This is a genomic window from Vibrio gelatinilyticus, assembly GCF_022836845.1.
Taxonomy (GTDB): domain Bacteria; phylum Pseudomonadota; class Gammaproteobacteria; order Enterobacterales; family Vibrionaceae; genus Vibrio; species Vibrio gelatinilyticus.
Genome location: NZ_JAJNNZ010000004.1, coordinates 242,732 through 259,187, shown reverse-complemented (window position 1 = coordinate 259,187; position 16,456 = coordinate 242,732). Strand labels below are relative to the sequence as shown.

General features: G+C 41.1%; 10 protein-coding genes. 9 read left to right on the top strand and 1 reads right to left on the bottom strand.

Annotated features, from left to right (window positions below):
- Positions 1–40: 40 nt before the first annotated feature.
- Entirely contained in the window at positions 41–1,837 is a 1,797-nt protein-coding gene (locus LNL84_RS07215; protein ID WP_244356630.1) for an ABC transporter ATP-binding protein, read from the bottom strand.
- 87 nt (positions 1,838–1,924) lie between these two features.
- Here LNL84_RS07215 and LNL84_RS07210 point away from each other — a divergent pair, with 87 nt between their 5' ends.
- The 9 genes from LNL84_RS07210 (at position 1,925) to LNL84_RS07170 (ending at position 15,996) form a co-directional block, all read left to right on the top strand.
- Positions 1,925–2,398, top strand: coding sequence for a GAF domain-containing protein (locus LNL84_RS07210; RefSeq protein WP_244356341.1), 474 nt, complete (start codon positions 1,925–1,927; stop codon positions 2,396–2,398).
- Between the two features lie 101 nt (positions 2,399–2,499).
- On the top strand, positions 2,500–3,129 hold the full coding sequence (gene proQ / locus LNL84_RS07205) for an RNA chaperone ProQ (protein ID WP_244356339.1): 630 nt from the start codon (positions 2,500–2,502) through the stop codon (positions 3,127–3,129).
- A 17-nt stretch (positions 3,130–3,146) separates the two neighbouring features.
- Positions 3,147–5,153, top strand: a complete 2,007-nt coding sequence (gene prc, locus LNL84_RS07200; RefSeq protein WP_244356337.1) for a carboxy terminal-processing peptidase — start codon at positions 3,147–3,149, stop codon at positions 5,151–5,153.
- 189 nt (positions 5,154–5,342) lie between these two features.
- Positions 5,343–6,005: a hypothetical protein gene (locus tag LNL84_RS07195; protein WP_244356336.1), complete on the top strand. Its 663-nt coding sequence runs from the start codon at positions 5,343–5,345 to the stop codon at positions 6,003–6,005.
- Positions 6,006–6,160: 155 nt separating this feature from the next.
- Complete coding sequence (pepN, locus tag LNL84_RS07190; protein ID WP_244356334.1) at positions 6,161–8,770, top strand: aminopeptidase N; 2,610 nt, start codon at positions 6,161–6,163, stop codon at positions 8,768–8,770.
- 57 nt (positions 8,771–8,827) lie between these two features.
- A complete protein-coding gene (locus LNL84_RS07185; protein ID WP_244356332.1) occupies positions 8,828–9,046 on the top strand; it encodes a DUF2835 domain-containing protein in 219 nt (72 codons plus the stop codon).
- 171 nt (positions 9,047–9,217) lie between these two features.
- A complete protein-coding gene (locus LNL84_RS07180) occupies positions 9,218–14,059 on the top strand; it encodes an NAD-glutamate dehydrogenase (RefSeq protein WP_244356330.1) in 4,842 nt (1,613 codons plus the stop codon).
- Between the two features lie 221 nt (positions 14,060–14,280).
- A complete protein-coding gene (pyrD, locus tag LNL84_RS07175; protein WP_244356328.1) occupies positions 14,281–15,294 on the top strand; it encodes a quinone-dependent dihydroorotate dehydrogenase in 1,014 nt (337 codons plus the stop codon).
- Between the two features lie 156 nt (positions 15,295–15,450).
- Positions 15,451–15,996 (top strand): cell division protein ZapC, encoded by a 546-nt coding sequence (locus LNL84_RS07170; protein ID WP_244356326.1) that lies wholly within the window; start codon positions 15,451–15,453, stop codon positions 15,994–15,996.
- The last annotated feature ends 460 nt before the right edge of the window (positions 15,997–16,456 follow it).

Genomic DNA, 16,456 nt, shown 5'->3' with positions numbered 1-16,456 from the left:
CAAGAACGCGGGAGAGCTTAACGTCTCACAAGGTGTAAGTTTAGCTCGCAGACTGTATTGATCCATAAAGTGTTTGATATAAGCCTTGTGTATCAACGAGTTCGCCATGTGTTCCCGACTGTATAACTTTACCATCTTCCAACACATAGATTATATCTGCTTGTCTGACTGCAGAGAGTCTATGTGCGACGATGAGCGTTGTTCTACCATTTAGGAATTCCCCAAGTGCTTTATGAAGTGCGGCTTCTGTTGCGGTGTCTAATGCCGAAGTCGCTTCATCTAGTATTACGAATTGTGGATCACTCAATATGAGTCGTGCAATGGCAAGTCGTTGACGTTGCCCACCTGAAAGGCGGATACCATTTCGGCCGATGGGTGTTTCCAACCCATTTGGCAAGTTCAACATCAAGTCGTTTAGCTGAGCTATGTTAAGTGCATTCCATAATTCAGCGTCACTGTGATCAACACCAAGTGTCAAATTATGCCTCAAGCTATCATTAAAAAGTATAGGCTGTTGTAAAACAACAGCAATTTTATCTCGAATTATGTCGAAGCCAATGTCTGAGGTAGCTGCATTATTAAATTTGATTATGCCTGAATCTTGCTGATAGACCCCCATAAGTAACTGGATGAGTGTTGACTTGCCACCCCCACTGGCACCAACCAAGGCCACTTTTTTACCGGCAGGAATGTCGATACTGAGATTGTCGAGGACTTTGTTTTCCTTGTCGTAGGAGAAGTGAATATCAGAAAGAGAAACAGAGACAGCTTCTCCTCTGATAAATGGGTTTACTGTACTATCGAATCGATGCTCCTCTTGAAGCTCTAAAAGAGAATTTACTCGTTGAATAGCCGCTTTAGCGCTGTACCAGGAAAACTGAATACTAAGTAAATCTTGAACGGGGCCAAGCATGAACCAGAGATAACCAAATACAGCAAAGATTTGTCCGATGGTAAGGTCGCTAAAAAGAACCATGATCATTGCAACAGCACGAAACAGCTCGAACCCAATCAAAAACAACAGGAACGACAGCCGGCCAGCAGCTTCCGATTTCCAGGCGTATCGGTCTGCATCAACACGAATGTCATCGGCATAGTGTTTTAATTGTTTGAGGAAATCTCTTTCTCTATTGGCTGCTCTTAGCTGATAGATTCCATCTAACGTTTCCACTAATCGATTTTGAAAACGTTCAAATGCCTGGTTTTCTTGTTTCTTAAGATGTTTGACTTTGGCACCAAGCTTTCGCGAAAAATAGATAACGATGGGGTTAACCATAAGGATAAAGAGTCCTAAGCGGGTATCTAGCCAGAGTAATACAATGGCGGTGCCAACGACGGTGAGCAAACCAATGACAAACCGACTTAAACTTGCACCAATGAACTGATCAATGGTTTCGATGTCGGTGACAAGGTGGGCATTAATACCACCACTGCCGCGAGTTTCGTACTGACTCATACTAATTCGACCGAGCTTATCCAGTAGCTTACAGCGAATTTGATAGGTAATGGTTTTAGAAACCAATGTAAATTGTCGGCTTTGAAGAATGTTTAGAGCTTGGCTTGCTGTCCTCATCAAGATCACTAATATAAGTGTTAATGTGATATAGCCTACGGGAGTGTGCCAAACCTGTGGAATCAGATTGTTGAGGAGTTCTATCCCTTTCGCTGGCTTTTCTAGGAGGACTTCGTCAACCATAAGTGGCATCAATAACGGTATTGGTACGCTGATTACCGTTGCTAACAAGGCGATGAAATTCGCACCAAGTAAACGAGCTTTGTGATTTTTTACTTGTGTTATCAACCAAGAGCGATCAATAGTATTTTCTGTACGAGTCATTTTTGTAAGAATAATTCCCATTTATGTTATTTGCATTGTACGATTATTCTGCAGTTTAGGTCTGAAAAAATTCACGTTGGATAGTAGATGAAACTTGAGCATTACGAACGCCTTACCAAACAGGCGTGTGCATTGATAGAAACTGAAACCGATTTTATTGCTAATCTCTCTAATATTAGTGCACTTTTATTCATGGAGTTGGATCAGTTGAATTGGGCTGGCTTCTACTTAGCCCAAGGCCGAGAATTGGTACTTGGGCCTTTTCAGGGTAATCCTGCTTGTACACGAATCCCATTTGGTAAAGGGGTATGCGGAACCGCTATAGAGACAAATAGCGTACAAAGAGTTCACGATGTACATAAGTTTGAAGGGCATATTGCCTGTGATGCAGCGAGCAATTCAGAAATCGTCATTCCATTTACTGTAGCAGGGAAACTGGTCGGGGTATTGGATATAGACAGTCCTGAAGTAGGGCGTTTTTCAGAAATTGATGAACAAGGCTTAACAAAATTGATGATGTCGGTGGAAAAGCTGCTCAATTCCCACTCAAACGTTGATTAAAATGAGATAAGACAGTGGTTTTTCCAGTGCAGGTCACTATAATACCAAGAATATTTTTCTTAATGCTTCGCGGAAAAAAACCGCATTAACCAGGAACCAACATGGAAAACACTGAGAAGTTAAAGAACAGCAAAGAAATCATTGCATATATTGCTGAATGTTTCCCTAAATGCTTTACTGTAGAAGGTGAAGCGAAACCACTTAAAATTGGTATCTTTCAAGATCTTGCAGAACGTCTAAAAGATGATGAGAAAGTAAGCAAGACACAGCTTCGTGCAGCGTTAAGACAGTACACCTCTTCATGGAGATATTTGCACGGTGTTAAAGCTGATGCTGTGCGCGTTGATCTCGATGGCAACGAGTGCGGTAAATTAGAAGCTGAGCACGTTGAACACGCTCAAGCAACACTTGCAGAAAGCAAAGCTCGCGTACAAGCTCGTCGTAAAGAGCAAGCTCAAAAAGCTCGCGAAGAAAATAAGACGAAACCGAAAGCTAAAAAAGTACAGCCTCGTAAGTCGCAACCAAATACGAAAAAAGCAACAAAAACGGAAAAGCCAGTTGAAACACGCGCTTTGAATGCCGACGAAATCGTTAAAGGCAATCAAGTGAACATCAACATGGGTAAAGGGAACATGGCTGCGACCATTGTTGAAATCAATAAGGAAGATGTGCGTGTAGAACTAGCAAATGGCCTTCAAATGGTCGTTAAAGCGGAGCACCTACGCGCTTAAAGGAGATACTCCTACGCATGAAATGCCGTTCAAAAATCACATTAATTGCTGCTAGCCTCGTGCTAGCAGCAACGTCTGCTCAAGCCCTAGAAGCAAAATATCAACGTTCAGATATTCCAACGTTAGCGCCTGAAGTCCAGCACGAAACCGCCAGTAAAAGAGTAACGTCTCGTTTTACTCGTTCTCACTATAAACACTTCAATTTGGACGATGAGTTTTCTAAAGCGATTTTTACTCGTTACATAGAAATGCTCGATTATAATAGAAATGTGTTTTCTCAAGCAGATATTGATAGCTTTGAAAAATGGTCTGATCAATTAGATGACCAACTTAAAGCTGGCAATAACCAGATTGCTTTCGATGTCTACAATCTCTCAATGAAGAAACGTTACGATCGATTCGCCTACGCGTTATCTTTGCTTGATGAAGAGATTAAGTTTGATGTTGATGAGGAAATTACGCTTGATCGCTCCGAATCTAACTGGGCGAAAGACGAAGCTGAACTTAATGAGTTATGGCGAAAAAGAGTTAAGTACGATGCTCTGAACTTGAAGTTGACCGGTAAAGAGTGGGGCGAAATTCAAGAAGTCTTGGGTAAGCGCTATAACAATGCGATTAAACGTCTTACGCAATCCCACAATGAAGATGCATTTCAAGTATACATGAACGCGTTTGCTCGTGAAGTTGATCCACACACGAGTTATCTTTCTCCACGTTCGGCAGAACAGTTCCAATCTGAGATGAACTTGTCTCTTGAAGGTATTGGCGCAGTGCTTCAGCTAACAGATGATTATACGGTGATTCGATCGTTGGTTGCTGGTGGCCCGGCCTCAAAAAGTAAAAAACTTGGAGAGGGTGATCGAATCGTTGGTGTTGGACAAGACGGTGAAGACGTTGTCGATGTGATTGGTTGGCGTTTAGATGATGTCGTTCAACTCATTAAAGGCCCGAAAGGGACGAAAGTTAAATTGCAAATCTTACCTGAGGGTAAAGATGCAAAAAGCCATATCGTTGAAATAACACGCGACAAAATTCGTTTAGAAGATCGTGCGGTTAAATCTGAGTTGATTGAACTTGATGGTAAGAAAATCGGTGTGTTAGAAGTGCCAAGTTTTTATGTGGGACTTGCTAAAGATACTGACAAGCTGATCACAGAGCTCAAAACTCAAAACGTTGATGGCATAATTGTCGATCTTCGAAATAACGGCGGCGGTGCATTAACTGAAGCGACCGCATTGTCAGGACTTTTCATTAAGAGTGGACCTGTAGTTCAAGTTCGTGATAGTTACGGACGAGTCAATGTTAACAGTGATACCGATGGTAAAATTAGTTACGACGGTCCACTGACAGTTTTGGTGAATCGCTATAGTGCATCGGCATCTGAAATTTTTGCTGCTGCTTTGCAAGACTATGGTCGTGCTATTGTTCTAGGTGAGAATTCGTTTGGTAAAGGTACGGTACAGCAACATCGCTCTTTAAATCATATTTATGATTTGTTCGACAAAGAGCTTGGCTATGTACAATACACGATACAAAAATTCTATAGAATCAACGGCGGAAGCACGCAGAATAAAGGTGTAGTGCCTGATATTACTTTTCCTACCGCGATTGATCCTGCGGAAACGGGTGAGAGCGTAGAAGATAATGCATTGCCATGGGACAGCATCGACAAAGCAAAATATGTTGAGTTACAGCGTAACGACGAGCTTGTGAAGTCATTGACAATGTTACATCAAGATCGAATTGCTAAAGACATGGAATTCGGATTTATTGCTGAGGATATCGCTAAATACCAAGCTGAAAAAGACGATAAGACTCTGACGTTAAATGAAAAGACACGTCAGTCTGAAAGTGATATAGCAGACAAGTTAAAACTTGAGCGTGTCAATTTACGTCAAAAAGCAGCTGGAGAAGCAGCATATGAAACTTTAGATGACATTCCGAAGGACTATGAAGTACCAGATGCTTATTTGGATGAATCTGTCGCTATTATGGTCGATATGTTGAAAGCAAAATCCTCATAAGACTTTTTAGATAAAGAAGTTAAAACGCAAGCTTATTAGCTTGCGTTTTTTTTTGACAGCGATTCCCTTATTTTATTGGATTCAAATACGTACAAAACACATCGACTCAAAAATGTGACATTCATCATATTTTTTCGCTTTTTGTAAGGAACAGTTCTAAGCTTATTAAAAAGAGAGAGGGAGTCCGGCATGAGAGTTATCACTTTAATTTTGTGTTTTATTGCGTTAAACGTTAGCGCGCAGTCTCCTAGAGATAACAACGATTTAACCCAGTTTGACCAACCATTTTTGTTGGGGGATTGGTATCTTATTAATCCAACTCCTGATGAGTCGACCAATTCTTTTTTGGCGATCAAATTGTCTTTGGGCTCTAACTACAGCTTTTCTATAGATATTCAAAAACAAGATTACAGTATAGAGCATTGGGAAGGTTTGTTTGCCGCAAATGAAGACACCATAATTCTGGGTTTAAATAGCGATGAGCCACAAGTTTACAATTATGATGGCAACCACAATATGCTTAACCTGAATGGTGTTGTCTTTACGAAAGCTCTGCCTAATGCGCTAGCGGGCATTTGGTCTTCAGTTATCGTCGAGGGTGATGATAAAAGTGCAGATCGAATCGCAAAAATGGATTTGATACTTCAACCAGACTTTGTTTTTACATTTCGCGTAAGTTCAGATGATGGAGATGAAGCGATTCATAGCGGCGTCTACTACACGGAAGGTGATCACATCGTATTGCTTTATAAAAATGGTGAACACGATGCAACCTATACATTGAAAGAAGACAAGCTCACTATTGATGTAGAAGGCGGGGATATGTATGCGGTACTGAATAGGATCCGCTAACGAATAAGCATAAAAGCACAAAGCCATGGCGTTATTCCATGGCTTTTTTAGTGGATAAAGCCAATATTTGTTACCTATACAGAATTTGTTCTCTGACGATTATGTCTAAATAGGTATATAATTGTTGCTCTTAGGTAAAAATAAAGGACATACCAATGACGGAGTCAACACCAAAAGCCAAGTATCGCAATGATTACCAGGCTCCTTCTCACACTATCTCCGAAGTGTTTCTCACATTTGAACTCAATGAAACTAGAACAAAAGTCACCGCGATTTCAAGAGTTAAACAATCGGGCTCTAGTACAGTTCTTGATCTAGACGGGGACAGTATTGAACTTGCGTCCGTTAGTATCAATGGAGAAAACTGGACTGATTTTGAAGAAACTGCGACTGGTCTGACTCTCGCAAATTTACCTTCTGAGTTTGAGTTGAAAATTGTTAACTATATTTCGCCTGCAACCAATACCGCTCTTGAAGGATTATATCTTTCTGATGGGGCGTACTGTACCCAATGTGAAGCCGAAGGTTTCCGAAGAATTACATATTTCATGGATCGCCCAGATGTATTGGCTGAGTACACAACCGAAATCATTGCAGATAAATCTCAATTTCCGTTTTTGCTTAGTAACGGTAACAAGATCGATGAGCAAGATCTTGAGAATGGCTTCCATAGTGTAACCTGGCATGATCCACACCCTAAACCTGCGTATTTATTTGCTCTTGTAGCTGGGGACTTTGACGTTCTTACCGATAAATATGTCACTCGTTCAGGAAGAGATGTGGCCCTTGAAATATTTGTCGATAAAGGAAACCTGGAGCGAGCTAATCACGCGATGGTGTCCTTAATCAATTCGATGAAATGGGATGAAGAGCGTTTCGGTCTCGAATACGACCTCGATATTTACATGATCGTCGCTGTTGATTTCTTCAATATGGGTGCAATGGAAAATAAAGGGTTGAATGTATTTAACTCTAAGTTTGTTTTAGCGAATGAAAAAACGGCCACTGACACAGATTACTTAGGTATTGAAGCCGTTATTGGCCATGAGTATTTTCATAACTGGACCGGTAATCGTGTTACGTGCCGCGACTGGTTTCAACTTAGCCTGAAAGAAGGGCTAACAGTATTTAGAGATCAAGAGTTTTCGTCTGATCTAGGTTCACGTTCGGTTAATCGAATTAATAATGTTCGTGTGATCCGTGGCCCTCAATTTGCTGAAGATTCCAGCCCGATGTCTCATCCAATTCGTCCAGAAAAAGTTATTGAAATGAATAACTTTTACACACTAACTGTTTATGAAAAGGGCAGTGAAGTGATTCGAATGATGCATACATTATTGGGGGAAGATAAGTTCCAATCCGGCATGCGGTTATATTTCGAGAGACACGATGGAACTGCTGCAACGTGTGAGGATTTTGTTGCAGCAATGGAAGACGCGTCTGCAGTTGACTTAAAACAGTTTCGTCTTTGGTACAGCCAGTCGGGCACCCCAATAGTTTCCGTAACCGATAGTTATGACGAAGAGAGCAAAACTTATACGCTGTCTGTATCTCAGTGCACACCAGTCACCCATGATCAAAGTAATAAGCAGCCATTACACATTCCTTTCGATGTAGAACTGTATGACAAGGAAGGAAATATCATTGAGTTACAATGTAACGGGGAGGTGGTGAGCTCAGTCCTTAATATTACTGAAGCGAAGCAAGAATTTGTGTTTGACAATATTATGGGCAAGCCAACCCCATCAATGCTTAGAGAGTTCTCAGCACCGGTTCGTCTGGAATTTAAGTACAGTGATGAGCAGCTGGCATTTTTGATGATTCATGCAAGAAATGAATTTGCTAAGTGGGATGCAGGCCAGATGTTGCTTGCAAAACACATAAAAACAAACGTCACCAATCTCAAAAATGGCGGAAAAGTCGAACTCCCATCATTAGTTGTCGATGCATTTAGGGGAGTACTTCTAAATGAAAATTGCGATCCTGCATTCACTGCCGAAGCGCTTTCCTTACCAAGCTTTAACGAAGTTTCGGGTTGGTATGATCAGGTTGATGTCGATGCTGTATGTGATGTGTTATTAGGAATAAAAGGAATTCTGGCATCAGAACTAAGAGATGAACTGCTCGCAATATATAACACGACTATCCAGGACAATTACAGCATTGAACATCAGGCTATTGCCAAACGAGCGCTTCGAAATACGTGTTTGCAATACCTAGCTAAGCTCCCCGAGCAACAAAATCTAGTCATGGACCAATATCAATCAGCCAACAATATGACTGATACGATGGCAGCAATGACGGCTGCAAACTCCAGTAGCCTGTCGTGCCGAGAAACAATAATGCAAGACTACAGTGATAAATGGCAACATGATGGGTTAGTCATGGATAAGTGGTTTGCGTTACAAGGTTCAAACCCTGCTGAGGATGCTTTGCAAAACCTTAAAGAATGTATGAATCATCCTGCATTTAGCTTAAAAAATCCTAATCGTACAAGAAGTCTAATTGGCGCATTTTTGAATATGAATCCTCGTAGGTTTCATGACAAGTCTGGGCATGGCTATCAATTTGCGGGAGAGATTTTAAAACAGCTGAACTCGAGCAACCCACAAGTGGCTTCTAGATTGATTGATCCATTATTGAAATTTAAAAAGTACGATGAACAACGTCAACAGTTGATTCGTGTTGAACTTGATAAAATCAAATCAATGGATGATCTGGCCAATGACTTGTTCGAGAAAGTTTCTAAGGCACTAGAATCATAAACCCTTAATAGTAAGGAAACTGTATACCGCATCCGTGGTATACAGTTTTGTTAAAAAATGAAGCAATATAGATTTACTTTAAACATACCATATCACTTATATCAAACTCATTACTCAGGAACCGTGTCAACGGTGGTTGTACATAGTGATGAGGGGTTGAGATTACAACTTCCCGCCGCCAAATTTAGACCGTTTTTAACACAAACCGGTGTTAAAGGTCGCTTCATGCTTATAACTGACCATAACAACAAGTTTATTCGGTTAGAATCACTGTAAAATAATTATTTTTCAGTGTAATAAATAAGAACCTTGCTCACAATATCCAACTTTTCCCTGCGAGATATTGAAAATTTTGTTAACTATTTTTCAATAAAGCTTTTACAATAAAAGCAAGCCTACATTGCTGCGGCAATCCCCTATAAAAACAAAAAATTGTGGAGCGTTTATATGACCACGCGTGAACCAGTAGTTCCGGTTCTTCTTGAGAAAGTTTATCAACTAATAGAGAACAAACTCGATTCTACAACTCAACCTCTAGTGACCAAACTCGCGAAACATTTGTTTAGTAATGTTTCCCCTGACGATTTATTGTCCAGAAACGAATCTGACCTCTATGGTGCTGCTGTCAGTTTATGGCACCATGTCAATGATAAAAAACATGACGAGATTTCTGTTCGCGTCTTTAACCCAACGGTGAGTCGTCACGGTTGGCAATCAACTCACACGATCGTTGAGATCGCAGTTCCTGACAGTCCTTTCTTAGTTGATTCTGTCAAAATGGCATTAAACCGATTAGATCTTACCTGCCATATCATGTTGCATGGTCCAACTCAGTTTGAACGAGACGAGCAGGGTAAAATCATTTCAGTCAATAAAGGCAAAGGAACACTTCAGTCTTTGTTTCATATTGAAGTTGATCGCCTAAGCAGTAAGGCAGAAATGAACAGCTTGAAAGACGAGCTTGTAGATATTTTTGTTGATACAAGTTTGGTTGTCGATGCTTGGGAGCCAATGGCTGAAAAGCTTAAAAATATTACAGATGAACTTGTTGCTAATAAAGAACGTTTTCCTATCGAACAACACCGAGTCGATGACACCATCGCATTTTTACGCTGGTTAGGTGCGCATAACTTTACCTTTATGGGCTACAAAGAATTTGACTTAGTGCGTGAAGAAGGTGACTCAATTTTAACACCAACTAAAGAAGTAGGGTTGGGATTGTTCGCAAATGAACATCGTGTACGTGCAGTAAAACTCTCTGAGTTTTCTGACTCTGCTCGACTTGAAGCGAAGAAGCCATTTTTACTGATCTTAACTAAAGGCAACAGCGCCTGTCGAATTCATCGACCAGCTTACACTGATTATATTGGAATCAAAAAGTTTGATGAAACTGGTAAAGTAATTGGTGAACATCGATTTACAGGTCTTTATACGTCTTCGGTGTATAACCAAAGCGTTTCTACCATTCCTCTCGTTCGCGAAAAAGTGGATCGCATTTTAGATGCAAGTGGCTATCGCACTGGTTCATATTCATTCAAAGCACTTCGAAATATTTTAGAGAACTACCCACGCGATGAGTTGATTCAAGCAAGAGAAGACGAGTTACTTGAAATTGGTATGGGCGTTGTTCAGATGCAAGATCGAGATATGATCCGTCTGTTCGTACGTAAAGATCCTTTTGGTCGATTCTTTAGTTGTATGGTTTACGTTAGCAAAGACCGATACAACACCCAATTACGAAAAGATACACAGCGGATCCTACAGAGCTACTTTGGTTGCGAACAAGAAGTAGAATTTACGACTTATTTTTCGGAGAGTCCCCTAGCTCGAACTCATTATATAGTAAGGGTCGATAACAATAATATGGATGTAGATGTGAAAGCGATCGAGCAAAATTTGATTGAGGTATCGGCATCTTGGGATGATCGTTTATCTGATGCAATTGTTGCTAACTTTGGCGAAAGTAAAGGGTTACCTTTATCTAAAATCTATTCAAGATCCTTCCCGCGCTCTTACAAAGAAGCTATGCTGCCAACTTCAGCTGTCGCTGACATCGAACGATTAGAAGCTCTTGATGAAGATAACAAGTTAGGAATGCTTTTCTATCGTCCGCAAGAAGCTGCGGGCGACTCAAAAGAAGTGAAATTAAAGCTGTACCATCGAGATGAGCCTATCCATTTGTCTGATGTGATGCCTATGTTAGAGAACTTAGGCTTGCGCGTTATTGGAGAATCACCTTATGAGATCATTAAGAGTGACGGAGGCAGTTATTGGATCCTTGATTTTGCAATGCTTCATAAGAGTGAAAAAGTTGTCGATCTTCGTGAAGCTCGAGATCGTTTCCAACAGGCGTTTGCTAGCATTTGGTCTGGTCAGCTAGAAAGTGATGGATTCAACAGACTTGTTTTAGGTGCGGGATTAACAGGACGAGAAGTTTCAATCTTGCGCGCTTATACAAAATATATGCGCCAGGTTGGCTTCCCATTTAGCCAACATTATATTGAAGAGACATTAAGCCATTTCCCTGAAATCGCTAAAGATCTCGTTGAACTCTTTTCTCAGCGCCTTATGCCTTCTTTGAAAGGGAGTAAAAAGGGCCAAGAGCGTGTAATCGCAAAAATTCTGAAGCAGCTCGATAAAGTCGAGAGCCTTGATGATGATCGTATTATTCGACGCTATGTCGATATGATCAGTGCCACTTTGCGTACCAACTACTATCAGAAAGCCAAGAATGGACAGCATAAACCTTGGTTGTCATTAAAACTTCAGCCATCTTTGATTCCAGAAATACCGGCTCCGGTACCGGCTTTTGAGATCTTTGTATATTCCCCAGATATCGAAGGCGTCCATCTACGCGGAGGTAAGGTCGCTCGTGGTGGATTACGTTGGTCTGACAGACAAGAAGATTTCCGTACAGAAATTTTAGGCTTGGTAAAGGCACAACAAGTTAAAAATACGGTCATAGTGCCAGTTGGTGCTAAAGGTGGTTTTGTGTGTAAACGTCAACCATCATTAACGACTCGCGATGAGATTTTTGCCGAAGGCCAACGTTGCTATAAGCAGTTTATTCGCGCACTACTTGATGTATCAGATAACATTATTGAAGGTGAGGTATCTCCACCGAAGAGTGTTGTTCGTCACGACGAAGACGACCCATATTTAGTTGTCGCAGCAGATAAGGGAACTGCAACGTTCTCGGATCTTGCTAACTCTGTTTCTGAAGAATATTCATTCTGGCTAGGTGATGCTTTCGCATCAGGTGGTTCTAATGGTTATGATCATAAAGCAATGGGTATCACCGCTAAAGGTGGGTGGGAATCTGTAAAACGACATTTCCGCGAAATGAACATCGACTGCCAGAACGAAGATTTCACGGCAATAGGTGTGGGCGACATGGCTGGTGATGTGTTTGGTAATGGTATGCTACTTTCTAAACACATCCGCCTACAGGCGGCGTTTAATCATATGCACATCTTCATCGATCCGAATCCAGATTCGGCTAGCACATGGAATGAACGCAAACGTCTATTTGATCTTCCACGATCAAGTTGGGAAGACTATGATCGAACGCTCATCTCTAAGGGTGGGGGGATTTTTGCTAGAAAAGCAAAATCGATCGAACTGACTCCCGAAATTCAGAAGATGTTAGGCACTAAAAAAGCGTCTTTGGCTCCTAATGATCTTATTAAAATGCTTCTTTCTATGAAAGTTGATCTTCTGTGGAATGGAGGAATTGGTACTTACGTTAAATCCAGTAGTGAGACGGATACCGATGTTGGTGACCGCGCTAACGACGTATTGCGTATTAACGGTCAGGATCTGCAGGCAAAAATTGTAGGTGAAGGCGGAAACCTGGGTATGACTCAACTCGGCCGTGTAGAATACGCGTTACATGGTGGGCGAGTGAACACCGATTTTGTCGACAACGTTGGTGGTGTGGATTGCTCTGATAATGAAGTCAACATAAAGATCTTTTTAAACGGCTTAGTTGCCAATGGGGATCTTACTATCAAGCAGCGTAATCTGATACTTGAATCGATGGAAGATGAAGTTGGGGATATCGTTCTTGACGACGCTTATTGTCAGTCAGAGTCTATATCCGTGACTGATTATCAAGGCGTATCGCTAGTGAAAGAGCAGATCCGCTTTGTTCATACTCTTGAAAAGTCTGGTTACCTCGATAGAGCGCTTGAACATATACCTTCTGATGAAGAATTGTTAGAGCGTGAAAAGCAGGGTATTGGATTCACACGTCCTGAGCTGTCTGTATTGGTTGCTTATGGGAAAATGGTTCTGAAAGAGCAGCTGGTCTGTGATGACATTGCGAGTGACAGTTATCACTACCAACAGTTGTTTAATTATTTCCCCACAGAGCTCAGAAATAATCATCCAGATAGCATGCCTTCACATCCATTGAAGGCGGAAATCATCGCAACCGGATTGGCCAACCAGATGGTCAATGAGATGGGATGCAATTTTGTTACACGTTTGCAGGAAGAAACTGGCGCGACCGTTGTGGATATCGCTAATGCGTATTCGGCCTCTCGTGAGATCTATGGTTTTGGTGATATTTTCAAGCAAATTCGTAAGTTGGATAATATTGCAGACAGCAACACTCAATATGAATTGATGTTTATTGTTCGTCGAACCCTACGCCGATTATCTCGTTGGTTATTACGTAACCGACCAGGAAAACAAACGGTGCAAGATTTGGTAAGCCGTTATCGAGACGATGTTATCAAAGTTTCAGATACACTTGACTCTAGTTTGGTTGATATGGAAGTTGCGGAGCATCGATTGCAAGCTCAACAATGGATTGAAAAGGGGGTTAGTAATGAAATCGCTGATTTCGTTTCTAGACTTTCAAGCTTGTTATCTGCTGTTGATATTTCAGAGATTGCTAAAGAAACGGGCCAAGATGTAGAGCAAGCGTCTAAACTCTACTTCCACCTTGGTGATCGTTTGTCATTACACTGGTTCTTGAACCAGATCAACAGCCAAGCAGCTGACAACAATTGGCAAACTCTTGCTCGAGCTGCGTTTAGAGAAGATCTCGATTGGCAACAAAGGCAACTTACTGCCCAGGTTCTCAACTGTGGCTGTAGTGGAGATAGTTTAGACGTTATCCTGTCACTTGATGAATGGATGACGACGAATGAAACCTCTCTTCAAAGGTGGGAGAATATTCTTAATGAGTTCAAAGTGGGTAGTGTTCATGAGTTCGCTAAGTTTTCAGTTGCTTTGAGAGAGTTAGTCTTGCTAAACCTAAATTGCGCGAATAACAGTTAATACAATAAATAAATTCAAAAGCCCTCTCTAAGAGGGCTTTTTGCACCTATTTTGCAAACTGTATAAATATGGACTGTTATTTTGGTTACACCGTAACAAAGTCGTAGGTTTATTGTACTATAAATGAAGTTTTTAAAATTAAATCTAATTCTTGTTTGAATCTTTAACTGAATGCGTTGATAATACCTCCCCGTTTATACGGGTTTTCTTTCGGAGGCACAATGCTTTACCGTCTAGCCAGAACTGGCTTTTTCCAACTTGATGCCGAAAAGGCACATGATCTTGCAATTCAAAACTTCAAGCGCTTTACAGGCACTCCTCTTGATCTTTTCTATCGCCAACAATTACCAGAACGTCCAGTAGAATGTATGGGCATTACCTTCAAAAACCCAGTAGGCCTTGCGGCAGGCTTGGATAAGAACGGTGAGTGTATTGAAGCTTTTGGAGCAATGGGCTTTGGCTTCGTTGAAGTAGGGACTGTTACCCCAAGACCGCAACCAGGCAATGACAAGCCTCGACTGTTTAGATTAGTCGAAGCGGAAGGTATTATTAACCGCATGGGTTTTAATAACCTCGGTGTCGACAATCTTGTTGAAAATGTAAAAAAAGCCAATTATGACGGTGTGATAGGTATTAATATCGGTAAAAATAAAGATACACCGATAGAAAAAGGGACCGAAGACTACATCATTTGTATGGAAAAGGTTTACCAATACGCAGGTTACATCGCGATCAATATTTCTTCGCCAAACACACCAGGTCTTCGTTCACTTCAGTACGGTGAAGCGCTTGATGAGTTGCTAAGCGAATTAAAAGCAAAGCAAGCAGAACTTGCTGAAAAACATAACAAATACGTACCGCTCGCATTAAAGATCGCTCCGGATCTTAGTGATGATGAAATTCAGCAGATTTGCGATTCATTGATCAAAAATAAGATCGATGGTGTGATCGCGACCAATACAACGTTGGATCGTAGTGTTGTCGAAGGTATGAAATATGCGAATGAGGCTGGCGGTCTGAGCGGACGTCCAGTGCAATCTCGCAGTACTGAAGTGGTTCGTACTCTTGCCAAGCACTTAGAAGGTAAGCTACCTATCATCGGTGTTGGTGGTATCGATTCATACGTTTCTGCAAAAGAAAAACTGATGGCTGGTGCGTCATTGGTACAAGTTTACTCAGGTTTTATTTATCAGGGGCCAAAACTTGTCAAGGATATCGTGACAAATCTTTCGTGATTTCATAAAGCAACCTGATGATGAACAGAAAAGGGGGAAATTGTTTTCCCCTTTTTTTTTTTCAATTCGTTTGTAGAATTAAGCTAAATGACCAAATAAGGTAATTAAGCGTTTACCTAAGAGTCTGATTAATAGCCAATTTTAAGAGACGGAACGATGCTTAAACCCAGCGATACATGGATCTGGTATATGAAAGAATCTGATGATTCTCTAATGCTGGACTTGGGCAATGATATGGTTTTCAAGACTAATCTTGCTCGTAAACTCCTGGTTGACTGTGCTTCTGGCCAAAATAGCTTTACTGTTGATGATGCATCAGCCTTTCAGACGTACAGAGAACCTATTTCTTGCCTTAGCCTATCGGAACCACGTCAAGCAGAGCTCACATTGTACTGTGTAGCAGCTAAGCGCTTTCATAAGCCCGTACAGCCGAAGAGTTGGTTCTTTGATTATCAAGGAGAGGGGTATACACCCTCTGAAGGCGAATTAGTTCGCCTAGTCAACCAAAATTCAGCGGGTATCTTTTTAGTTTTAGAAGTTGGAGAGAGCGCCAGCTTATGCGCTTTAGTAGATTTGGACGAATTTGTACTTTCGGGGTCAAAAACAGTTTGTTTTGGGCAGGCCATTAAAGTCATGCACGATAGAATGGCTTGTGCACAGCAGCACATTACCTTAAATCAACCGATAGCGTTGGTAGGGTAATATAACTCTAAGAAAAGCAGTGGTTGTTTATCCCTGGAGTACCGGGACACACTAAAAACCTTTCTCGTATTATTAATCGGCCTAAATGGCCGATTTTTTTTGCGTAAAATTTGCGAATCCTGGCAGCAAATCACATTCATACCTCACATTTTTGACCTTCTCATTTCCTTTTCTGTGCAAAAAACCAACATGTTTCACATCACTAATTGAGAAAAATCTCGATCAGGATGCAAAAAATTAGACAAGAAATAACCCCGAGCTAGGGCAAAATTCAGAGCGACTACCCCTTAAAACTTCCCGTTTTAAGCTAAAATGTTGCAAAATTACATCCAGATATCGGGATTGGTATAGACCAAAATGATAGCGAATAAGTATTCACTATCACTGTGGTGCCTGGTAAATAGTCAGGGTTGGTAAATTTGTTTGCTGGTTGTGGATGAGAAATGAAAACAAGTTTCTT